Raw genomic sequence first — 21462 nt, forward strand, 5'->3', positions numbered from 1 at the left:
TATGAAGCCGATCTGGCAAGTTTCCCTGGAAACCTCCGCGGCTGCGGCCCTGCCGCTGTCGGATGTTCTTGAGCCTTTTGTCGAGGCGATCTCGGTCTTCGAGCAGGAAGAAGACAAAGTCTGGATCCTGAAGGGCGTCTCGACCGTGGAGCCGGACCGAGGCGAGATCGTTGGCGCGCTTTCCGTTGCCGCAACCCTCGGCGGGTACGATCTGCCGGAGGTCGAGATCGGGCTGCTGCCGGATACCGACTGGCTGCGTCTCAACAGGGAATCTTTCCCAGCGATGCAGTTCGGCCGGTTCCTGGTGCATGGCTCGCACTTGCGCGGCAAGGCGCCGGTCGGAACCCTGAATATCGAGGTCGATGCGGCTCAGGCTTTCGGGTCCGGCTCGCACGGCACGACCGAGGGATGTCTGCGGGCGATCGACAGACTGTCCAAGCGGATGACGCCGGCCAAGGTGCTCGATATGGGCTGCGGGTCCGGCATTCTCAGCATGGCCGCGGCAAAGATCTGGCCGGCGGCCCGGGTCATGGCCGTCGATATCGATCCTGTGTCGGTGGAAACAACGCTGGAAAACGCGATAGCGAACGGGGTCGGCAAGCGGGTGGAAGCCCGCTCCGGGAATGGATATGCGGTCCTCAAGGACCGCCCGGCCGGAGCTTACGAGCTGATTCTCTCCAACATCCTGGCGCGGCCGCTCTGCAAGATGGCGCCGTCGCTCAACCGCGCGCTGAAGCCTGGCGGGACTGCGGTTCTGTCGGGGCTGCTTTATCACCAGACGTCGGCTGTGCTTTCGGCGCACCGCCAGCAGGGGCTGGTGCTGGCCGGGAAGTGGCGGTTCGGCGACTGGATGACGCTGATGCTGAAAAAGAAAACCGGCGTGGTCTCGGGACCACACCGGTAGAAGCGTACTTCAAGTTGGGGCGGCGGTTCCGAACGGGAGGAGTTTCGGAACCGCCGACTTTCGAGCGCTAGAGAAGCCTCCTGAGGGGAGGGGGAATTAGGCGGCTTCCCGCTGCTCGTCGCTGTTGGCGGCTTCGGTGACGAAGCCAGCCGGAATTTCGGTCATGGTTGCGGCCGGCGTAATGATCGTCCGTGCTGCGACCGGCTGGGTCGAGACGTTGGCGATACGGCGGGCAACAGAAGTGATTTCGCTGCGGGTCAGGCCAATGTCGGCCAGCATCCGGTCGTCGAGGTTGTTCAGCTCGAACATGGTGCGGGAAACGCGCAGGCGGTTGATGAGGTTCTTGAACATGGACTTGGCTCCTTTGGCGATCAGGGTGCCGATGTAACGGTTGTACTCAGCACGGATATGCATCTCAGCGCTGTACAGACTGTGGCGGCGGAGCACTGTGTCGCCGGGATACGTGATCCGGGCGACAAAGGGACCAGCTTCTGACACGTTCAGGGCCTCAAGGCGGTTGGAAAGTTTGTAGTAGTTCATTTTGCTCGTCCCTAAAGGGATGTTTCATCGGGTGTTTAAATCTGATGATGGGAATATAGATGCGGACTTGACATGCGAGGAGCGGTGTGTTTGCAGCGCAGTTATGCGTTGAGTGCATGCATTGTGGGTTTTGTCATGCGTCAAACTTAACCGATTGTTAATAAAACTAATCCGAAGCATTTCGCTCCTTCCCTTGTTCCCGTCCGGTGCGATGCCTAATCTGGCATCAGGCAGATCCGGATACAGGCAAGGCAAGGAGCAGGGAATATGTCCGCAACGGGCACGGCAGCGGAACGGCTCGGTACGTTCAGGGCGGCTTTGGCGGAAGCTGGAGTGGACGGCATGATCGTGCCGCGGGCCGACGCGCATCAGAGCGAATATCTGCCGGCCTCAGCCGAGCGGGTGGCTTGGTTGACCGGCTTCAATGGCTCCGCTGGCACGGCCGTGGTGCTGCGGGATAAGGCGGCGGTCTTCACCGATGGCCGCTACAGCCTGCAGATCGAAAGCCAGGTCGACGGTAACCTTTATCAGCGTTTCAACATCGCGGATAAAACCGCGGCGGACTGGATCAGTGAAGAGCTCGGCAGTGGCCAGCGGTTCGGGATCGATCCCTGGCTGCATACGGACCAGCAGGTGGAGCGATTGCGCACGGCGGTCGAGAAGGCCGGCGGCACATTGGTGCTGCTTGAGGCTAACCCGCTGGATGCCGTCTGGGCCGACCGGCCGGCGGCACCGGCGGAGCCGATGCAGCCGCACCAGGTCGTTTACGCCGGGAAGCGCTCCGAGGAGAAGCGGGCTGAAATCGCCGGGACGCTTGAGCTGACAGGCGCCGAGGCCCTGCTGATTACGTCGGCGGAATCGATTGCCTGGCTGCTGAATGTGCGCGGCAACGATGTCGAGAACACGCCGCTCTGCCTGTGCTTCGCAATCCTGTCCGCGGACGAGACGCTTGATCTTTTTATCGACGGTAACAAACTCGGCCCCGATGTTCTGGCGCATCTCGGCAATGCTGTGACCGTGCGCCCGGAGGGTGAGCTTGGTGCCGCGCTTGACCGGCTCGCAAGCGATGGGGTGACCATCCAGATCGATCCGGCCAGTGCGCCGGTCTGGGCAATGGAGCGGGTCCGGAAGGCCGACGGCAAGCTCGACCTGCAGGCGGACCCGATCCTTCCTGTGAAGGCCGTGAAGAACGATATAGAGATGATCGGCGTGCGGGCCGCGCATTACCGCGATGCCCTGGCCTATGCCCGGTTCCTGTGCTGGTTTGCGAGCCGGGCGCATCAGGGCGGGCTGGACGAGATGACGCTGGTGGAGCGGCTGCACGGCTTCCGGGCCGAGCACGAGATGTTCCGGGGGCCGAGCTTCGACACAATTTCCGGCGCGGGGCCGAACGGCGCCATCGTGCATTACCGGGTGACGGAGGAGAGCAACCGGGACCTGGAGCCGGGTGAGATCTATCTGGTCGATTCCGGGGCGCAATATCTCGACGGCACCACGGATATCACCCGGACGCTTTCTACCGGCATCATCGGTGAGGAGGAGCAGCGCTGCTTCTCGCTGGTGCTGAAAGGCATGATCGCGCTTTCCCGTGCCGTGTTCCCGCAGGGCACCACCGGCGGTCAGCTCGACGCGCTGGCCCGCCGTCCGCTCTGGGAGGCTGGGCTCGATTACGATCATGGTACCGGGCATGGCGTCGGCGCCTATCTCGGTGTGCATGAGGGGCCGCAGCGGATATCCAAGTCCGGTGGCGGGGCCGAGTTGAAACCCGGCATGATCATTTCCAACGAGCCCGGTTATTACCGGGCAGGCGCTTTCGGTATCCGGATCGAGAATCTTGTTGCCGTGGAAGCGCGCGACGTGCCGGGAGCGGAACGGCCGATGCTTGGCTTCGAGACGCTCACGCTGGCGCCGATTGACCGCGCCTTGATCGATCTCTCCCTGCTCGACAGCGGCGAGATCGCTTGGCTCGATGCGTATCATGCGCGGGTGCGGGAGACATTAAGCCCGGATCTCGATCCGGAAACGACCGTCTGGCTGACGGATGCGACGGCGCCGTTGGCGCCACGGGTTGCGTAGGTTTAAGGGGCAAAGGGAGACGTAAACATGGCCTATGAGACTATTCTCTATTCGGCGGCGGACGGTGTGGCTCGGATCACGCTGAACAGGCCTGAGGCGGGTCATGCCGTGAATCTCGCGCTGGCGCATGAACTGCTGGAAGCGTCGATCAATGCCAGCGAGGACCCTGATGTCCGCGCGGTCATTCTGGATGCCAGCGGCTCGGTCTTCGGCTTCGGTGGCGATCTGAAATACTTCGAATCCCAGAGCGCCCGGATTGGCGCCTGCCTGAAAGAGACAACGGCCTATTTTCACGCCGCCATCTCCCGTCTGTACCGGATGAACTCGCCGGTAATCGTTTCCGTGCAGGGCATGGCGGCTGGTGCCGGCTTCAGCACGGCTCTGATCGGGGACATCGTGCTGGCGGGGAAATCGGCGCAATTCAAGATGGCCTATACGTTAGCCGGCCTGTCGCCCGACGGCAGCTCCACCTATTTTCTGCCGCGGATCGTGGGTATGCGCCGGGCGCAGGAGCTGATGCTGACGAACCGGACCTTGAGCGCGGAAGAGGCGCAGGACTGGGGCATCGTCACGCGCGTGATCGAGGATGACGATCTGGCCGAGGAGACCAGCAAGCTGGCGGCCAAATTTGCCTCCGGTCCCACCCGGGCCTATGGCGGTGTGAAGCGCTTGCTGGCTTCCAGCTTTCAGCAATCTGTGGAAGCGCAGATGGAAGACGAAACCCGGACCATCGCCGAATTGGCCCAGACCGAGGATGGCCGAGAGGGTCTCGATGCCTTCCTGAACAAGCGCAAGCCGGTCTTCAAGGGACGCTGACCGGAATACTGCTGCGCCGGGATGTCAGGCGAGCAAGCTGATTCCGGACAAACAAAAACGGGCTCCGTAAATCGGAGCCCGTTTTTGCGGGAGGGGAAATTCCAACCCGGGCTCTTCAACCGATGACGGTAAGAACCAGCGTGAAAAGGCCAATCGCGGCCATGTTCGTCAGTCCAACATAATGAAACGTCGTCATCGCTTCCTCCTAGGGGGGTGAGAGGGGCAACGGGCCCGGGTTTTGTTCCGCTGTGCGGTACGAGCCTCAATTAGGCGATCTACTCTTGAGCGAGTAATCGAGAAACATCAGGGTTGGTATGCGCTGGAAGCATAACGATTGGCATAGGGTGCCCCCTACGTTCACGAAACACGCAGGCCTCGAAGAAAAGTCCTTTTGAATTAGACGTTTGCGCCGATCATTGTGAGCCATTCCTCCTCGCTCAGAATCGTCAGGCCCAGCTCTTCGGCCTTCCGGGCTTTCGATCCGGCATCGGCGCCGACAATCACAAAATCAGTTTTCTTTGAGACGGACCCCGCTACTTTTGCCCCGAGTGACTCCGCTTTTGCCTTTGCTTCGCCACGGCTCACTGTTGTCAGCGTACCGGTGAAGACCACGGTCTTGCCTGCAACGGGGCTGTCGTCCGCCACGGCTCGTTCGAAGGCTTCGATCTCCAGCTCGTTCTCTAGATCCTCCAGAACCGCGCGATTATGGTCCTCATGAAAGAAAGCGATGAGGTCGGCGGCCACGGATTCGCCGATCTGATCGATATTGATCAGGCTCGCATAGGCTTCCGAGTCCGGGTCCGCTGCTTCCAGCATGGCGGCGGTCAGTGCCGGGAGTGTGCCGTAATTGGCGGCAAGCAGTTTCGCGGTGGCTTGGCCAATTTGCCGGATTCCAAGGGAATAGATCAGCCGGTCGAGACCGATTTTCCGGCGCTCTTCGATGGCGGCCAAAAGGTTGGTCAGGGATTTCTCGCCCCAGCCTTCGCGGGTTGAGATCTCCTCTGCCCGGTCCTTCAGGCGGAAGATATCGCCTGGTTGCGCGATCAGGCCGTCTTCGTAGAACGCCTCGACCTGCTTGGCGCCCAGTCCCTCGATATCGAAGGCATCGCGGGAGACGAGATGCTTCAGCCGCTCGACCGCTTGCGCGGCACAGATCAGGCCGCCGGTGCAGCGCCGGATGACTTCACCTTCTGGCCGCACGGCCTCGCTGCCGCAGACCGGACAATGATCGGGAAATACATAAGGAACGGCATCGGCGGGGCGCTTTTCCTCGATCACGCGAACCACCTGCGGGATGACGTCGCCGGCCCGCTGGATAACCACCGTATCGCCGATCCGCACGCCCTTGCGGTGGATTTCGTCCTCGTTATGCAGGGTAGCGTTCGACACCACGACACCGCCGACCGTGATCGGGGTGAGCCGGGCGACGGGGGTGAGGGAGCCGGTGCGGCCGACCTGGATGTCGATGCCTTCCAGCACGGTCTCGGCCTGCTCCGCCGGAAACTTGTGGGCGATGGCCCAGCGCGGCGCGCGGCTGACCATGCCCAGTCGTTCCTGCCAGTCCAGCCGGTCGACCTTGTAGACGACGCCGTCGATATCGTAATCAAGCGCGGCGCGGGCCTCGCCGATGGCTTTGTAGGCCTCGAGCGCCGAGGTCGATCCGTCACAGAGCTTTGTCATCGGATTGATCACAAAGCCCCATTCCTTCAGCTTTTCCAGAAACCCGGTCTGGCTGTCGGCAGGCATCTCGGAAACCTCGCCCCAGGAATAGGCGAAGAAATGGAGCGTGCGCTCCGCCGTGATGTTCGGGTCGAGCTGTCTCAGGGACCCGGCTGCAGCGTTGCGCGGGTTGGCGAAGATCTTCTTCCCGGCTTCCTCCTGACGCTGGTTCAGGGCGCGGAACTCCGCCTTGCCCATGAAAACCTCGCCGCGAACCTCGAACACAGCAGGTGCATCGGCGGGCAGGGTTTTCGGGATATCGCCGATGGTCTGCAGATTGCGCGTGATGTCTTCGCCTTCGGTGCCGTCACCCCGCGTCGCACCCTGAACGAATGTGCCGTTCTCATAGCGCAGGGACGCAGACAGGCCGTCAATCTTGGGCTCGGCGACGAGAGCCACGGGCGCATCCTCGCCGAGGCTGAGAAAACGCCTGATGCGGGCGACGAAGTCCGTAACATCCTCGTCCGAGAAGGCGTTGGAAAGCGACAGCATAGGCTTCTTGTGCCGAACCTTGGAGAAACCGGCAGACGGGGCGGCGCCAACCCGTTTCGACGGACTGTTCGGGCGGATCAGGTCCGGGAAGGCTTCTTCGAGCTCATCGTTCCGGCGGCGCAGCGCGTCATACTCCGCGTCGCTGATGTCCGGGGTGTCTTTCTGGTGATAGAGCTTGTCGTGCTTCTCGATCTGGGCGGCGAGGAAGCGCAACTCGAAATCTGCGTCGTCGCGGCTCAGGGCCTCAACCGGTTTGCGCGTTTCCGGGGCAGTCATGCGAGATCGGTCCTCAGGCTGGGTTGAGAAGGCTGTCGGCTGCTGCCCGGGCTTCGTCAGTCACGGTTGCGCCGGACAGCATGCGGGCAAGTTCCTCGCGGCGTTCGCTGGTCTCAAGCTGGGAAACGGCGGTTTTCACCAACTCGCCATCGGCTTGCTTTGCGACGTGCCAGTGCCGGATGCCACGAGCGGCGACCTGAGGCGAATGGGTGACGACCAGAACCTGCGTGTCGGTGCCGAGGCGGGCCAGACGCTCGCCGACAGCCGCCGCCACAGCACCACCGACCCCGCTGTCGACCTCGTCGAAAACCAGAGTAGAAACAGGGTTGGCCTCGGAGAGCACAACTTTCAGGGCGAGCAGGAAGCGGGAGAGTTCGCCACCGGAGGCAATACGGCCGAGCGGGCCAAGTGGTGCGCCGGGATTGGTCGAGATCAGGAAGCTGACCCGCTCCATGCCGCCCGCGCTCCAGTCGCTTTCGGCTAGAGGATCGAGCCGGGTTTTGACCGTCGCCTTGTCGAGCTTCAGCGGACCCAGCTCAGAGGTGATCGCCGTGTCCAGCTTGTCGGCCGCTTTTGTGCGTGCGGCCGTCAGTAATTCGGCAGCCTTGGTATAGGCATCGCGGGCATCCTGCTCCGCGCGGGCCAGATCGGCGAGCCCGCCGCCGGCATCGTCCAGCGCTGCCAGGCGAGCGGACAGCGCACGGTGTATCTCGGGCAGCCGGTCGGCTTCGGTATTGTGCTTGCGGGCGAGGCCGCGCAGCAGATGCAGCCGGTCGTCGACTTCCTCCAGCCGGCCGGAATCCGCTTCCACGTCGGAGGCGATCTGGGTCAGGGCGTGCTGGGCTTCCTGGATTTCGGCGGCGGCGCGGTCAAGGCCCTCAAGCACGGCATCCAGCTTGTCGCCGGCCCGGTCGCGTACACGCTCCAGGCTGCGCTGGGCCCCGGCAACGGCCCGGTCCGCGCCGTCTTCGTTCTGCAGCGCGTCGACGGCGGCGTTCATCGCTTCCAGGATCTGGGCGGCATTGGCCAGCAAGGTGCGGTCCTGGGCGAGACGGCTTTCCTCGCCGTCCTCAGGCTGCACTGCGTCGAGTTCCTCGACATTATGTCTCAGCAGGTCTTCTTCCGTGCGGGCGCGTTCCAGCTCCTCGCGCGCCCGCTGGTGGGCCGAGCGGGCTTCGCTCCAGGCCGCATGGCTGTTGCGCACGGCTGCTTGCAGCGTGTCGTGTCCACCATATTCATCCAGAGTCTCGCGGTGGGTCGCCGGATCCATCAGGCCGCGTTGGTCGAACTGGCCCTGGATCTCGACCAGAGTTTCCCCGAGGCGTTTGAGGGTAGCGACATTGACCGGCTCGTCATTGGCGAAAGCGCGGCTGCGACCGTCCGCCGTGACGATCCGGCGCAGGATGACCGGGCCATCCACCTCGATGCCCATTTCTTCCAGGATTTCGGCGGAGCCGTGCCCGTCCGGCACGTCGAAACTCGCGGTGACGACGGCCTGTTTTGCGCCGTTGCGGACAAGGCCGCTGTCGGCCCGCGCGCCGAGCGCGAGACCAAGTGCGTCCAGCAGAATGGACTTACCGGCCCCGGTTTCCCCGGTCAGCACGGCGAGGCCGGGCCCGAACGAGAGGTCGAGCCTGTCGATCAGCACCACATCGCGGATCGTGAGGCTGGTCAGCATAGCTGGTCAGAATATCCAGAGATCAAGGCCGAAGAGCCCGTCATCGTCCGCTTTTGAACCGCGACTGGTCCCGGTGGTCATCAGGGCGTAGCTGTCCTGATACCAATCGCTGCCCGGGTAATTGTGCCCGAGAACGGCGGCCGTGCGCTCTGCCTGCTGGTGCAGGCCGAGGGCGCTGTAGGCCTCGGTCAGACGATGCAGGGCTTCTGGAACCTGATCGGTGGTGTCGAAGTTCTCGAGCACGCGCTTGAAGCGGTTGATGGCGGCGAGATATTTTTCCTGGCGCAGATAGAACCGCCCGATCTCCATCTCCTTGCCCGCCAAATGGTTCCGGGTCAGGTCGAGCTTCAGCAGGGCATCGCGGGAATACTGGCTCTCGGGAAAGCGCTGCACAAGTTCCTGCAGCGTATCCATGGCGTTCCTGGTCAGCTTCTGGTCACGGCCGACATCGACGATCTGCTCGTAGTAGCTGAGGCCTTTCAGATAGTAGGCATAGTCGACATTCTGGTTACTCGGGTTCAGCTGGATGAACCGGTCGAGCGCGTTGATCGCTTCGTCGTACTTGTTGCTCTGATACAGGGAATAGGCAGCCATGATCTGCGCCTGCGTGGCCCAGACAGAGTAGGGGTGCTGGCGCTCGACCTCGTCGAACAGGGGCGCGGCTTTTTTGTAGTCGCCTTGCAGCGCACTATCGACAGCCTCATTGTAGAGCTGCTCGACCGGGCGCTCTACATATTCCAGCTTCGACTTGTCATCGCTGCAGGCGGCCAGGGCCAAAATGCAGGTCAGAAAAGCGAGGTTTTTCAGCCGCAGCGGGCCAAAATCACCAAAGGCGAATTTCATCGGATTTCCCCGGACATGTGTCCATAAGAAAATACGGTTCCCGGGCGCCGACGCCAAGGGGTTTGCAGAGGAATCCGCAGCCCGGCCGGTACCCGCCGAATAACACTGTTGGGATAGAGGAGTTACGCGGTCGCGGCAAGCAACGGATGATCGTGGTCCGCCGCGGCCATCTCCGGGGTCATGTCGACCAGCTCCCACGCGGTCTCGTCCGCGAACAGGGCCCGAAGCAGCTTGTTATTGAACAGGTGCCCGGATTTGCAGGCATCGACGCGACCGAGAATCGGCGCTCCGGCGAGATAGAGATCGCCGACGCAGTCGAGGATCTTGTGTCGAACGAACTCGTCCTTGAAGCGCAGGCCGCCTTCGTTGAGGATCGTGTCGCCGTCGACGATCACGACATTGTCGAGATTACCGCCCCGGCCGAGACCGGCCGCGCGCAGGCGGTCGATGTCTTCCATGAAGCCGAAGGTGCGGGCGCCGCTGATGGTTTCGTTGAAGGTGCCGTTGACCAGCTTCACGTCGAGACTTTTCTCGGTGATCGCGGCGCTGTCGAACTCGATCTCGAAATTAACCGAGAAGTGATCGTCCGGGGTGATTTCGATCCGGCGCTTGTCGTCCTGGGCACTGACGGATTTCAGAACCCGGATGGCGCGGCGCGGTGCGGCGAGGGCGGCGGTGCCGGCGCATTCGATCAGCAGTACAAACGGCTCGGAGCTACCATCCATGATCGGCACTTCCGGGCCGTCGATCTCGATCAGGGCATTGTCGATGCGGCAGCCGGCAAGCGCCGCCATCAGATGCTCGACCGTGGAGACCGTCACGCCGTCATTGTTCTGCAGCCGGGTGCACATGGTGGCGTCATGCACCATGTCCCAGCGGGCGCGGACCAGCGGGTCCTTGCCGGAGACATCGGTGCGCTTGAAGACAATGCCGTGATCGGCAGCGGCGGGATGCAGCGTCATGATGCAGTCGACGCCGCCATGCAATCCGACACCCCGGCAAGAGATACTCGTCTTCAAGGTCTGTTGCGCAATCACAAGGATGCTCCTGACACCGGCCCTCGGCAGTTCATTCCGAATTTCTCGGAGAATTAGGGTCGGAATATTGGTAAATAAAAAAATAAGCCCCGGAAGATGTATCAATATCTCCCGGAGCTCTCAAATCACTCTTTATGACTGAATGTTACGCCGTAATGCACTGATTTAACGGCGTAAATTCAGGGTTAGTTCGCCTGCCTGCGAAGGAAGGCCGGAATGTCCAGGAGATCGTCATCCTGGCGTGCCGGTGCAACCCGTTCGGACTGGTCCAGAGCCCCGAGACGGGCCTGTTTCGGTTCAGGCGCATTGACGTCCACGAAACGCTGCGGATTGGCTTCCGGGGCCGGTTCGGACGACTTCTTGCCGACCATTCCGGTCATCCGGGTAAACAGGCTCTGCGGCTTGTCTGCGCCAGTGTCTTCGCGACGGCCGGCATTCGCCATAGCCGCAGCCTGGAAAGGGTCCGGCTCATGGCTCCCCTTGGCTGCCGGAACCGCTGGCGGCGGTGCGATGAAGGTGTCGTCGGCCTTCGGCTCCGCGGCAACCGGTGCCGGTGCTTCCGCTTCGGCCCGTGCCGTGTCGGCCTGGGTCTGAGCGGTCAGCGCCGCGTCGTCGAGGTCAGTTTCACCGATCACCAGAGTGTTTCCCGCGACATGAACCGTATCGCTGGATGCCGAGATGGCCGGGATGTCCCCGACAGGGGCACTCGGGGCATTAGCGGCAGCGGCAGCTGTGCTTTCGGCAGCCGACTTAACCGGAGCGGCTTTTGCCTTGGTCGGAACCACGGTCAGCGGCGGGCGTTTCTGCGCCATGCCCTCGGCGGCGATGCCGGTGGCGACGACGGAGACCCGCATGGTGCCTTCCATCTTCTCGTCGAAGGTCGAGCCGAAGATGATGTTGGCTTCCGGATCGACTTCCTCGCGGATGCGGTTGGCGGCCTCGTCGACCTCGAACAGGGTCATGTCCATGCCGCCGGTGATGTTGATCAGCACGCCGCGGGCACCCTTCATCGTGGTGTCCTCAAGCAGCGGATTGTTGATCGCGGCCTCGGCGGCGTCGATGGCGCGCTTCTCGCCACTGGCCTCGCCGGTGCCCATCATCGCCTTGCCCATTTCGCTCATCACCGTACGGATGTCGGCAAAGTCGAGGTTGATCAGGCCTGGCATGATCATCAGGTCGGTAACGCCGCGCACACCGGAATGCAGCACGTCGTCTGCCATGTTGAAGGCGTCGGCGAAGGTGGTCTTCTCGTTCGCCACCCGGAACAGGTTCTGGTTCGGGATGATGATCAGGGTGTCGACATATTGTGTCAGCTCCTCAATCGCCTGATCCGCGATCCGCATCCGGTGCTGGCCTTCGAAGTGGAACGGCTTGGTCACCACGCCGACAGTCAGGATACCGTTTTCGCGAGCGGTCTGTGCGATCACCGGAGCAGCGCCGGAACCGGTGCCGCCGCCCATGCCTGCCGTGATGAACACCATGTTGCTTTCGCGCAGGTTGTCCATGATGTCTTCGATCGCCTCTTCGGCGGCCGCCCGGCCAACTTCCGGCCGGGAGCCGGCACCGAGACCCTGGGTCACGCCGGTGCCGAGCTGGATTGTGCGATCCGCCAGCGACTGTTTCAGCGCTTGGGCGTCGGTGTTGGTGACGATGAATTCGACACCCTCAAGGTTGGAGCGGATCATGTTGTTGACGGCATTGCCGCCTGCACCGCCGATGCCGACGACGCTAATCCGCGGCTTCAGTTCGTTATCATCGTTCGGGACTGAGATATTGATGGTCATGGGGGCCTCCTGATCTCGCGTTAGAGGGTTGTCTGGGGGATACGTGCCTGGAGGAGCACGCTGGATTTCGGCCTTCTGGCCTGATTTTCTTGGTCGGTGGTCTGCTTGTGGTCACGGCGCGGCCGTTCGGCCGGGCGTGTCGGGCACGGGCCGGAGCTTGCGTTGGGTGTGAACCGGAGTTGCTGCATTAGAAGTTCTCCCTCAGCCAGGAGTGGACACGGCCGAACAGGCCGCCTCCGGTCTCCTTGTTGGCGACGTGCCCTTGGCGGGACGCGTCAAGTGCCGGGTCGGCGGCATAGGCAAGCAGTCCGGCGCTGGTAGCGAAGGCCGGACCGCTGGCAACATCCGCCAGCCCGTTCACCCGGATCGGCCGGCCCAGTCGGACCTGCTTGTCCAGGATTTCCTGTGCCAGATCCCGGATACCCGGCATCTGGCTCGCGCCGCCCGTGATGACCACGCGGCGGCCGGCGACCTTGTCGAAACCGCTGGCTTCCAGCCGGTTGCGGACAAGCTCGAAGGTTTCCTCAAGACGCGGATGGATGATCCGGATCAGGAGGGATTTCGGAACGTGATTGGGATGGTTCTCGTCCTGCTCGCCGACCAGCGGCACGTCGATCACTTCGCGCTCGTCGAGGCTGGAGGGGATGGCGCTGCCATAGAGCGTTTTCAGGCGCTCGGCTTCATGCACCGGCGTGGCAAGGCCGCGGGCGATGTCGCTGGTGATATGGGCGCCGCCGACGGGCACGCAGTCGGTATAGATTACGCTACCGTCGAAGAAGACGGCCATGGTGGTGGTGCCGCCGCCCATATCGATGACGGTGACGCCGAGATCCCGCTCGTCCTCGACCAGACAGGAGAGCCCGGCTGCGTAAGGAGAGACCACGAAGGCCTCGATGCCCAGATGGCAGCGTTCGACCACGCTGGCGATGTTCCGCACGGCGCTGGAGGCGGCGGTCACCAGATGCATGTTGGCGCCGAGCCGGTCGCCGCACATACCGCGCGGATCGCGGATACCACGGCTGCCATCAATGGAATAACCAACCGGAATGGAGTGGATAAGCTGACGGTCCGCCTCGACTTCGACTTTCTGCCACTGGCTGAGGATGCGGCGCATATCCGTGTCGCCGACTTCCTGTCCGCCGATGGAGACCTCGACGCCGACTGTCTGCGAGTGAGGATATCCGCCGGACAGATTGACGAAGACGCGCTGGATGGTCTCGTCAGCCATCTTTTCCGCGGCATGGACGGCAGCGCGGACGCATTCCTCGGCCTCGGCCATGTCGACGATCATGCCGCTGCGAATGCCGCGGGCGACCTGGTGGCCGATACCGGTGACGCGGATGCCAGGCAGGCTCGGTGCCTGCTCGCCATGTTGCTCGGCTCGCGCGCCGTTCTCACCGACCCGCGCAATCAGGCAGCATATCTTCGTCGATCCGATGTCGAGGATCGCGACGGTGCCGGTCCGGGGCTTGGCGAGGCTCTTGCGCATCAGGTGTCTTTCCCCGGATTGCGGAGGCGGCTGGAAACAGTCGGGGCAACCCGGACGACGAGCTGGTTCGGCAGGCGCAGGTCGATGGCGATGACGTCCCGGTTAAGCACTCCATGGTCGCGCTGCAGCCTGGCGAGATGAGACCAGGCCTTGTCCGGCGCATGCTCCGGAAGCTCGATATCGACGCCGGTATCCAGCCGCACATTCCAGCGCCGCTCGCCGATCCAGGTAACGGCGCGGACACGCAGCTTCAGGTCCGGCTCGCCGGACAGCAGGTTGAGGAATTCATGGGCGCGGGCCGGTGCGTCGGCACCGACCACGATCGGCAGGTCGGCGAAGCGGCGCGGGTTCTGGCCCGGGACCTCGACGCCGCGATCGTCGATCAGGGACAGGTCTCCGTCGCGCTGCCACAGGGCGAGCGGGGTGCGTTCCTCAAGTTTGACGAACAGGGTATCGGGCAGGCGTCTTTCGACCGCTGCGGTACGCACCCAGGGCAGGGCATCGATACGGGATTTCAGTGCCTCCAGATCGATGCCGAGGATCGGCTCGCCGCGATCGGTCGCGATCGCGGCAACCAAGGCGCTGCGTTCGGTCCGGTAACGGCCTTCGACCAGAATGTCGGAAACCACGAGGCCGAGCTCGTTCGAGATGTCCGTGCCGACCATGTCGATCATTCGGGCCGCTTCGTCCGCGGCGCCGGTACGGGCCGCGTGCCAGCCGCTGGCTGCAACGATGGCGGTCAGCGTCGCGAACCCGGTGCCGATCAGTACCTGACGCATGCGCCGGGCCGACATCCGCGGACGCCGGGTCTGGCGCCGCCGGGTGGCGGTGGATTTCTTGCCGGTCTTGCTCTTGTCGGCGCTCAGTAGTCGCATCGCGCGTCCTCCACCAGCTTGGCGCAGAGCGCGGGGAAATTCATGCCGTGGAAGCTGGCCTGTTCCGGGACGAGCGAGGTCGGCGTCATGCCCGGCTGGGTGTTGATTTCCAGCAGATAAAGGTCATCGGGTCCGACATCGTCGCCGGTGTCGTCAAAGCGGAAATCGGCCCGGCTCACGCCCCGGCATCCAAGGGTGGCGTGGGCCTGTTCGGCCATCTGCAGGACGCGGCTTGTTACGGCCTCCGGCAGAGCGGCCGGCAGGATATGGATTGAGCCGCCATCGGCGTATTTGGCGTCGTAATCGTAGAAGCCGCGCTCCGAGGTGATCTCGGTCACGGCGAGGGCGGCGCCATCAAGCACGGCAACAGTCAGCTCGCGCCCGGCGATGAATTTCTCCTCAAGCACGATATCGCCGAACGGCCAGTCTTCCGCCGTCGGACGGTAATTGTCGCCCGGACGGACGATATGCACACCGAGGCTGGAGCCCTGATCGATCGGCTTCAGGACGTAAGGCCGCTTCATGGCCTCGCTTTCCAGCGCCTCGGCGCGGGAGCGAACGACGCCGGGCGGGCATTTCAGCCCGGCCCGCATGAAGAGATCCTTGGCGCGCGGCTTGTCCATGGCGATGGCGGAAGCCTCGACGCCGGAATGGGTATAGGGAATGTCGAGGATGTTCAGCAGACCTTGGATGTTGCCGTCCTCGCCGATCCGTCCGTGCAGCGCGTTGAAGCAGACGTCCGGCTTCAGCTCGGCAAGACGGAACGGGATGCTGCGATCGACATCGACTTCGGTCACCCGGTAGCCGGCCTCGCGCAGCGCCTTGGCGCATTCGTGGCCGCTGGAGAGGGAAACCTCGCGTTCACCGGACCATCCGCCCATCAGAACGGCGACATGCTTGCTCATGAGCGGTCTCCCCTGTTCGTGTTGCTGGCAACACCGCCGACGCCGATACGGCGGATTTCCCAGCGCAACTCGATGCCGGTGGTCTGCTTCACCCGGCGCCGGACTTCCTCGCCGAGCACTTCGATATCGGCGGCCGTCGCTGTGCCGGTGTTGATCAGGAAATTGCAGTGCTTTTCGGAAACCATGGCGCCGCCGATCTGGAGGCCCCGGCATCCGGCGGCGTCGATCAGTTGCCAGGATTTGTGGCCTTCCGGATTGGCGAAGGTGCTGCCGCCGGTGCGCTCGCGGATCGGCTGGCTGGCCTCGCGGGAGCGTTTGATTTCATCCATTGCGGCTTTGATCTCATCTCTGTCTCCGACCGGCGCCTGGAAGGTGGCGGCGGTGAAGATCCAGTCCGACGGTGCGTCCGAATGGCGATAGGACATGCCGAGCGTGCCTGCCGGAACCCGGCGCAGGATGCCGTCGCCGGTCACCAACTCGGCAGAGAACAGAACATCCTTGAATTCGCTGCCATAGGCGCCCGCATTCATCCGCAGGCCGCCCCCGATGGAGCCGGGAATACCGGACATGAAGGCGAGGCCGGTGCGACCCTCGGCGAGGGCGGCTTTGGCGAGATTTAGGTCGAGCACGGCGGCGCCCACGGTCACCATGTCGGCGCTGAAGTCGATCTGGTTGAAGCCTTTACCGAGCCGGATAACCACGCCAGGAATGCCGCCGTCGCGGATCAGAAGATTGGACGTAACGCCGATCACCGTGACCGGGACGTTCGCGGGCTTCTCGCGCAGGAAAGCGGCCAGATCCTCAGAGTCTGCGGGGCGGAACACCACCTCGGCAGGACCGCCGACGCGGAACCATGTCTGTCCGGACAGATCGACATTCTCCTGATAGCGGCCACGCACTTCCGGCAGGCGCTCGATCAGGGATGTGTGCGTATCTGAGCGAAGGGCGGCCATGATCATTGCCCGTCCTTCCCGGCAGCGTCGGTGCTGCCGCCGATGACGTGTTCGAGCTGGCCAGGCAGCGCCTGTGCCCAGTTGGTGATGTTTCCGGCGCCGAGGCAAACCACCAGATCGCCGGGCTCGGCCAGTTCGGCGATCCGTCCGGCGAGCTCCTCAGGGGCTTGCAGCGGGTAGACATGCCGGTGACCGCGGGCGCGCAGTCCGGCGACCAGGCTGTCCCGGTCGGCGCCTTCAATAGGCTCTTCGCCGGCGGCATAGACGTCCGCGACGATCACACCGTCCGCGTCGTTGAAGCAGGCGCAGAAATCCTCGAACAGATCTTTGAGACGGGAATAGCGGTGTGGCTGTACCACGGCATAGACCCGGCCATCCGGGCAGGCGGAGCGGGCGGCGGAGAGCACGGCGCTGATCTCGACCGGGTGGTGGCCGTAATCGTCGATCACGGTGATGCCGCCGGCCTCGCCGGTCTTGGTGAAGCGCCGCTTGACGCCGCTGAACCCGGCGAGCGATGTGCGGATCTGCTCGTCGCTCATGTCCATCTCAAGGGCGATGGAAATAGCGGCGAGCGCGTTGGAAACGTTGTGCTGGCCGTACATCGGCAGGGCGATGCCTTCGAGCACCCGCTCGCTGTCATGCGCACGGTCGGCGATGATGACGTCGAATTTCGCGCCGGAGCTCGTGATCTCCAGATTGCTGGCGCGGATATCGGCCTGCGGCGAGAAACCGTAGGTGATGATGCGGCGGTCGGAGACCCGCGGGATCAGCTTCTGCACCGTCGGGTGGTCGATGCACATGGTGGCGAAGCCGTAGAACGGAATATTCGCGACGAAGGCCCGGAAGGCTTCCTGCAGCTTGTCGAAATCGCCATGGAAATCGAGATGCTCGGGATCGATGTTGGTGACCACGGCAATGGTCGCCGGCAGCCGGTTGAAGCTGCCGTCGCTTTCGTCAGCCTCGACCACCATCCAGTCGCCGGAACCGAGCCGGGCGTTGGTGCCATAGGCATTGATGATGCCGCCATTGATCACGGTCGGGTCCATCCCGGCGCCATCCAGCATGGCGGCGACCAGGGAGGTGGTCGTGGTCTTGCCGTGGGTGCCGGCGCAGGCGATGGACCATTTCAGCCGCATCAGCTCGCCCAGCATCTCGGAGCGGTGGACGACCGGCAGCATGCGCTCGCGCGCGGCCAACAGCTCCGGATTGTCCGGCTTGATGGCGGTGGAGATTACGAGGATGGAGGCGTCGTCGATATTGGAGGCCTGCTGGCCGACGTACACGGTGATGCCGAGCTTCTTCAGGCGGCTGACATTCGGGTTCTCGGACAGGTCGCTGCCCTGCACCGAATAGCCGAGATTGTGCAGCACCTCGGCGATCCCGGACATGCCGATGCCGCCGATACCGGTGAAGTGGATGGTGCCAATGTTGAGCGGCATCTCTCTCATGCGGCACTTCCTTGCTGGACAGAGGCGGTCGCGGCGGAGAGCGCCGGCGCGGTGGCGATGACGAGGTCGGCGAGCTGGTTGGCGGCGTCGGGCGTGCCGGCAGCACGTGCGGCGTCCGCGGCGCGGTGCAACCGGTCGGGTGCTTTCAGCAGGCCGAGCAGGGAGCCCGCCAGTTTCTCGGCGATGAACTCATCGGGCTCCGGCATCATCCAAGCCGCACCCGTCGCCTGACAGGCAAGGGCATTGGCGGTCTGATGGTCGTCGGAGGCACTCGGATAGGGCACCAGGATCGCCGGGCGGCCGATGGCGTTCAGCTCGGCGATGGTCGAGGCGCCGGAGCGGGCAATCACCAGATCAGCCGAGGCCATGCGGTCCGGCAGGTCGTCGAAGAACGGGCGCACATCGGCGGCGACGCCGAGGGTGCTGTAACGCGCCTTGACCCGGTCGACATCCTCGGCCCGGCTCTGCTGGGTGATGCGCAGGCGCGGCAGCATGTCCGCCGGCAGGCCGGCAATGGCTTCCGGCACAACAGTAGAGAACACGGTCGCACCCTGGCTGCCGCCGAATACCAGAAGGTGCATCCGGCCGTCGCCCGTATCCGCCTTCTCCCCACGCAGAGCGAGGACGGCGGGCCGGACGGGGTTGCCGGTGAAATGACATTTCGCCGCTTCGCTTTCAGAGAGATTGGTCATCTCGCGGAAGGAGGTGGCGATCTTTTGGGCATGCGGGGCGAGGAACCGGTTGGCCCGGCCAAGCACCGCATTCTGTTCATGCAGCACCACGGGGAGGCCGAGGAAGGAGGCGGCCCGTACCGTCGGGACCGAAGGATAGCCGCCGAAGCCGACCGCGATGACCGCATCCAGGCTCTTCAGATGCATGGCCGATTGCACGGCGCCGAAACCGAGCTCCAGGATCGCTTTCGCCTTGCCGGCCATGCCGCCCTTGCTCGGGCTTGCGGCACGGATGCGGCGCACGGCAATGTCCGGGTTCTTGCCTTCATAGCGGCCGCCCCGGTCATCGGTCACAAGAGCGACGGAGACGCCCCGGCGCAGCAATGCTTCGCCGAGGGAGAGGGCGGGGAAAATGTGTCCGCCGGTGCCGCCGGCGGCGAGGATGACGGTCTTGCCGGTCATAATGCCTCCATCCGGCCCGCGCGGCTGCGGGTCAAGGCGAGCACCAGGCCCATGCCGAGCGCCAGCGCCAGCAGGGAGGAGCCGCCATAGCTGATGAAGGGCAGGGTCATGCCCTTGGCGGGCATGAGCTGCAGGGCGGAGGCCATGTGGATCAGCGCCTGCAGGCCGAACTGGGCGAGCAGGCCGGCGCCGGCCAGCAGCACGAACAGGCTCTGCTCGGCGAACAGCCGGGCGAAACCGCGCAGCACCACGAAGGCGAACAGGGAGATCAGCAGGATGCACACGATGGCGCCGAACTCCTCTCCGGTGACGGAGAAGACGAAATCGGCGTGGGCGTCCGGCAGATAGGCTTTCACCTGACCTTCGCCGGGGCCGGTACCGAGCAAACCACCATTACGGAAAGCCTCCAGCGAGCGTTCGACCTGATAGCTGTCACCGGCGGCGGGATCGAGGAAGCGGTTGATCCGGTCGTTGACGTGCGGGAACAGGAAGTAGGCCGCAACCAGCCCGCCGACACCGCACAGCATGGCGCCGCCGACCAGCATCATCGGCAGGCCGGCCAGGAAGAACTGGCCGAACCAGACGAGAGAGATCACCACGGTCTGGCCGAGATCGGGCTGCATCAGCAACAGGGAGACGACGACACCGTACAGGGCGATAGCGATCCACTGGCCTGGAAATCCGTTATCCTTACGCCATTCGGAGAACATCCAGGCGGCCACGACGGCGAAGCAGGGTTTCAGGAACTCGGAGGTCTGCAGCGAGAAGCCGCCGATCGATAGCCAGCGCCGGGCGCCCTTGATCTCGGCTCCGAACATCAGGGTCAGGACGAGCAGGCCAAGGCAGCCGATAAAGCCGACGACCGCAATCCGGCGGACCTGCAGCGGCGTCATCAGCGAGCAGACGAACAGGATGCCTGCGGCAACCGGCAGCAGCATCAGCTGGCGGCGCACGAAATGGTAGCTGTCGAGCCCGATGCGTTCCGCCACGGACGGGCTGGCGGCGAAGATCATCAGGGCGCCGAACAGAATGATCAGCAGCAGGGCGCCGGAGGTCCAGCGGTCCACGGTCCACCACCAGCGGCCGAGGATGCTCGTATCGGTGCGGGCGATCGAGTTCATGGCCGCGCCTCCCCGCAAGATGCGCCGGAGGTCAGCCGCAGCACCTGCTCGCGGAAGCGGTCACCGCGTTGTTCGAAATTATCGAACTGGTCCCAGGAAGCGGCTGCGGGGGAGAGTAGCAGGGTCGCGCCGTCCAGATGCTCCTGTTTCGCCATCGCATGCGCGGCCGAGACGGCCTTGTCGAGGGTGCCGCAGGATGTATGCGGGACAGCGTCGCCCAGGGTCTCGCCGAAGTTGGCTGCGGACTCGCCGATTAGGAAGGCGTGGCGGATACGCGGGAAATAGGGTTTCAGCGGCGCGATGCCGCCTTCTTTGGCCCGGCCACCGGCGATCCAGTAAAGCGGCTGGTAGCAGCCAAGCGCACGTTCCGTCGCGTCGGCGTTGGTCGCCTTGCTGTCGTTCACATAGCGGACACCGCCGCATTCGGCGACCAGCTCCTGGCGATGGGCCAGACCGGGGAAGCTGTCGATCGCCTTGGAGATCACGTCTTCGGCGATCCCGGCAGCGCGGGCAGCGGCAAAGGCAGCGGCAGCGTTCTGGTGGTTGTGAGCCCCGGGAAGGGTGCGCGCGGCGGCCAGATCGTGCAGCGTATTGTTGCCTTCGATGAGCCGGGTGTCGGACGAGCGGATATCGGCCGCTGCATTGTCGCTGCCGGAAACTCTGATGACCTGGGCCAGCCTGTCCGCAGTAGCGGCGGCATCGGTATCGTCGATACCGACAATTGCCGTCGCGCCCGCAGCCTGATTGGCGAAGATCCGCTTCTTAGCGGCGATATAACCCGCCAGCCCGCCATGCCGTTCCAGATGGTCCGGCGAGATGTTCAGCAGGATGGCGATATCCGGTGCCAGCGACGGCGTCAGCTCAAGCTGGTAGGAGCTGAGCTCCAGAATATAGGTGCCGTTCGCATCAAGCGGCGCGAAGGACAGAACCGGCGTGCCGAGATTGCCGCCGACTTCCGCCCGCTTGTCTGCGGTCTCGAAGATATGGCCGATCAGCGCCGTGGTTGTGGATTTGCCGTTCGTGCCGGTGATGGCGATGACTTTGGCGTCCGGGCACTCCGCCAGCAGCAGCTCGACATCGCCGATGATGGCGACGCCTGCGGCTTTGGCATGCGCGGCGGCCGGATGAGGCGCCGGGTGGGTGTGCGGGATACCGGGGCTGAGCACGAGGGCGTCGATGCTTTTCCAGTCCGCCTGTTCCGGGTTTTCGATCCGGGCGCCGAGACGTGCGGCATCGGCGCGCCGGTCTTCCCGGTCGTCCCAGGCAATGACAATCGCGCCGCCGGCGACCAGCGCCTCAACCGTTGCCAGCCCGCTGAGGCCGAGCCCCATGACGAACAGACGTTTTCCGGATTTGCTGCGGCAGACGATCAT

The 21462-nt window shown here is 63.9% G+C and carries 17 protein-coding genes; 3 read left to right on the top strand and 14 right to left on the bottom strand.

What is annotated here, in order from left to right:
- The first annotated feature begins 1 nt into the window (after window position 1).
- Window positions 2–904 (top strand): 50S ribosomal protein L11 methyltransferase, encoded by a 903-nt coding sequence (locus VOI22_RS00475; protein ID WP_323794642.1) that lies wholly within the window; start codon window positions 2–4, stop codon window positions 902–904.
- A 96-nt stretch (window positions 905–1000) separates the two neighbouring features.
- On the opposite strand, the gene VOI22_RS00480 is transcribed toward VOI22_RS00475, so the two are convergent.
- Entirely contained in the window at window positions 1001–1444 is a 444-nt protein-coding gene (locus VOI22_RS00480; RefSeq protein WP_323794643.1) for a DUF1127 domain-containing protein, read from the bottom strand.
- A 267-nt stretch (window positions 1445–1711) separates the two neighbouring features.
- Here VOI22_RS00480 and VOI22_RS00485 point away from each other — a divergent pair, with 267 nt between their 5' ends.
- Together VOI22_RS00485 and VOI22_RS00490 are read left to right on the top strand one after the other, a co-directional pair.
- Window positions 1712–3520, top strand: a complete 1809-nt coding sequence (locus VOI22_RS00485; protein ID WP_323794644.1) for an aminopeptidase P family protein — start codon at window positions 1712–1714, stop codon at window positions 3518–3520.
- 27 nt (window positions 3521–3547) lie between these two features.
- Window positions 3548–4336 carry an enoyl-CoA hydratase/isomerase family protein gene (locus VOI22_RS00490; protein WP_323794645.1) on the top strand — a complete coding sequence of 263 codons (789 nt, stop codon included), beginning with the start codon at window positions 3548–3550 and terminating at the stop codon, window positions 4334–4336.
- 396 nt (window positions 4337–4732) lie between these two features.
- On the opposite strand, the gene ligA is transcribed toward VOI22_RS00490, so the two are convergent.
- The 13 genes from ligA to murD form a co-directional block, all read right to left on the bottom strand.
- Window positions 4733–6823, bottom strand: coding sequence for an NAD-dependent DNA ligase LigA (ligA, locus tag VOI22_RS00495; protein WP_323794646.1), 2091 nt, complete (start codon window positions 6821–6823; stop codon window positions 4733–4735).
- Window positions 6824–6836: 13 nt separating this feature from the next.
- On the bottom strand, window positions 6837–8501 hold the full coding sequence (recN, locus tag VOI22_RS00500) for a DNA repair protein RecN (protein WP_323794647.1): 1665 nt from the start codon (window positions 8499–8501) through the stop codon (window positions 6837–6839).
- A 6-nt stretch (window positions 8502–8507) separates the two neighbouring features.
- A complete protein-coding gene (locus tag VOI22_RS00505; RefSeq protein WP_323794648.1) occupies window positions 8508–9344 on the bottom strand; it encodes an outer membrane protein assembly factor BamD in 837 nt (278 codons plus the stop codon).
- Between the two features lie 122 nt (window positions 9345–9466).
- Window positions 9467–10381, bottom strand: coding sequence for a UDP-3-O-acyl-N-acetylglucosamine deacetylase (gene lpxC / locus VOI22_RS00510; RefSeq protein ID WP_323794649.1), 915 nt, complete (start codon window positions 10379–10381; stop codon window positions 9467–9469).
- Between the two features lie 185 nt (window positions 10382–10566).
- A complete protein-coding gene (gene ftsZ, locus VOI22_RS00515) occupies window positions 10567–12165 on the bottom strand; it encodes a cell division protein FtsZ (protein ID WP_323794650.1) in 1599 nt (532 codons plus the stop codon).
- A gap of 187 nt (window positions 12166–12352) precedes the next feature.
- The gene (gene ftsA, locus VOI22_RS00520) at window positions 12353–13654 is read right to left on the bottom strand and encodes a cell division protein FtsA (protein WP_028465845.1); all 1302 of its coding nucleotides are present in this window, start codon (window positions 13652–13654) and stop codon (window positions 12353–12355) included.
- On the bottom strand, window positions 13654–14529 hold the full coding sequence (locus tag VOI22_RS00525) for a cell division protein FtsQ/DivIB (RefSeq protein ID WP_323794651.1): 876 nt from the start codon (window positions 14527–14529) through the stop codon (window positions 13654–13656). Before VOI22_RS00525 ends, ftsA begins: the two co-directional genes overlap by 1 nt.
- Window positions 14517–15434 (bottom strand): D-alanine--D-alanine ligase, encoded by a 918-nt coding sequence (locus VOI22_RS00530; RefSeq protein ID WP_028465844.1) that lies wholly within the window; start codon window positions 15432–15434, stop codon window positions 14517–14519. Before VOI22_RS00530 ends, VOI22_RS00525 begins: the two co-directional genes overlap by 13 nt.
- Window positions 15431–16387: a UDP-N-acetylmuramate dehydrogenase gene (murB, locus tag VOI22_RS00535; RefSeq protein WP_323794652.1), complete on the bottom strand. Its 957-nt coding sequence runs from the start codon at window positions 16385–16387 to the stop codon at window positions 15431–15433. The genes VOI22_RS00530 and murB overlap by 4 nt, the downstream gene beginning before the upstream one ends.
- Window positions 16388–16389: 2 nt before the next feature.
- Window positions 16390–17835 carry a UDP-N-acetylmuramate--L-alanine ligase gene (gene murC / locus VOI22_RS00540; protein WP_323794653.1) on the bottom strand — a complete coding sequence of 482 codons (1446 nt, stop codon included), beginning with the start codon at window positions 17833–17835 and terminating at the stop codon, window positions 16390–16392.
- Window positions 17832–18968 carry an undecaprenyldiphospho-muramoylpentapeptide beta-N-acetylglucosaminyltransferase gene (murG, locus tag VOI22_RS00545; protein WP_323794654.1) on the bottom strand — a complete coding sequence of 379 codons (1137 nt, stop codon included), beginning with the start codon at window positions 18966–18968 and terminating at the stop codon, window positions 17832–17834. Before murG ends, murC begins: the two co-directional genes overlap by 4 nt.
- Window positions 18965–20089: a putative peptidoglycan glycosyltransferase FtsW gene (locus tag VOI22_RS00550; RefSeq protein WP_323794655.1), complete on the bottom strand. Its 1125-nt coding sequence runs from the start codon at window positions 20087–20089 to the stop codon at window positions 18965–18967. Before VOI22_RS00550 ends, murG begins: the two co-directional genes overlap by 4 nt.
- Entirely contained in the window at window positions 20086–21462 is a 1377-nt protein-coding gene (murD, locus tag VOI22_RS00555) for a UDP-N-acetylmuramoyl-L-alanine--D-glutamate ligase (RefSeq protein WP_323794656.1), read from the bottom strand. The genes VOI22_RS00550 and murD overlap by 4 nt, the downstream gene beginning before the upstream one ends.

Source organism: Nisaea sp. (genome assembly GCF_034670185.1).
Taxonomy (GTDB): Bacteria; Pseudomonadota; Alphaproteobacteria; order Thalassobaculales; family Thalassobaculaceae; genus Nisaea.

What these genes read in the sequence shown, in the direction of transcription:
- VOI22_RS00550 (WP_323794655.1), bottom strand. Translation starts at nt 20,089, where the DNA reads ATGAACTCGATCGCCCGCACCGATACGAGCATCCTCGGCCGCTGGTGG.
- murC (WP_323794653.1), bottom strand. Translation starts at nt 17,835, where the DNA reads ATGAGAGAGATGCCGCTCAACATTGGCACCATCCACTTCACCGGTATC.
- VOI22_RS00505 (WP_323794648.1), bottom strand. Translation starts at nt 9,344, where the DNA reads ATGAAATTCGCCTTTGGTGATTTTGGCCCGCTGCGGCTGAAAAACCTC.
- VOI22_RS00485 (WP_323794644.1), top strand. Translation starts at nt 1,712, where the DNA reads ATGTCCGCAACGGGCACGGCAGCGGAACGGCTCGGTACGTTCAGGGCG.
- recN (WP_323794647.1), bottom strand. Translation starts at nt 8,501, where the DNA reads ATGCTGACCAGCCTCACGATCCGCGATGTGGTGCTGATCGACAGGCTC.
- ftsZ (WP_323794650.1), bottom strand. Translation starts at nt 12,165, where the DNA reads ATGACCATCAATATCTCAGTCCCGAACGATGATAACGAACTGAAGCCG.
- murG (WP_323794654.1), bottom strand. Translation starts at nt 18,968, where the DNA reads ATGACCGGCAAGACCGTCATCCTCGCCGCCGGCGGCACCGGCGGACAC.
- murD (WP_323794656.1), bottom strand. Translation starts at nt 21,462, where the DNA reads ATGATCGTCTGCCGCAGCAAATCCGGAAAACGTCTGTTCGTCATGGGG.
- murB (WP_323794652.1), bottom strand. Translation starts at nt 16,387, where the DNA reads ATGGCCGCCCTTCGCTCAGATACGCACACATCCCTGATCGAGCGCCTG.
- VOI22_RS00530 (WP_028465844.1), bottom strand. Translation starts at nt 15,434, where the DNA reads ATGAGCAAGCATGTCGCCGTTCTGATGGGCGGATGGTCCGGTGAACGC.
- VOI22_RS00480 (WP_323794643.1), bottom strand. Translation starts at nt 1,444, where the DNA reads ATGAACTACTACAAACTTTCCAACCGCCTTGAGGCCCTGAACGTGTCA.
- ftsA (WP_028465845.1), bottom strand. Translation starts at nt 13,654, where the DNA reads ATGCGCAAGAGCCTCGCCAAGCCCCGGACCGGCACCGTCGCGATCCTC.
- VOI22_RS00525 (WP_323794651.1), bottom strand. Translation starts at nt 14,529, where the DNA reads ATGCGACTACTGAGCGCCGACAAGAGCAAGACCGGCAAGAAATCCACC.
- VOI22_RS00475 (WP_323794642.1), top strand. Translation starts at nt 2, where the DNA reads ATGAAGCCGATCTGGCAAGTTTCCCTGGAAACCTCCGCGGCTGCGGCC.
- VOI22_RS00490 (WP_323794645.1), top strand. Translation starts at nt 3,548, where the DNA reads ATGGCCTATGAGACTATTCTCTATTCGGCGGCGGACGGTGTGGCTCGG.
- ligA (WP_323794646.1), bottom strand. Translation starts at nt 6,823, where the DNA reads ATGACTGCCCCGGAAACGCGCAAACCGGTTGAGGCCCTGAGCCGCGAC.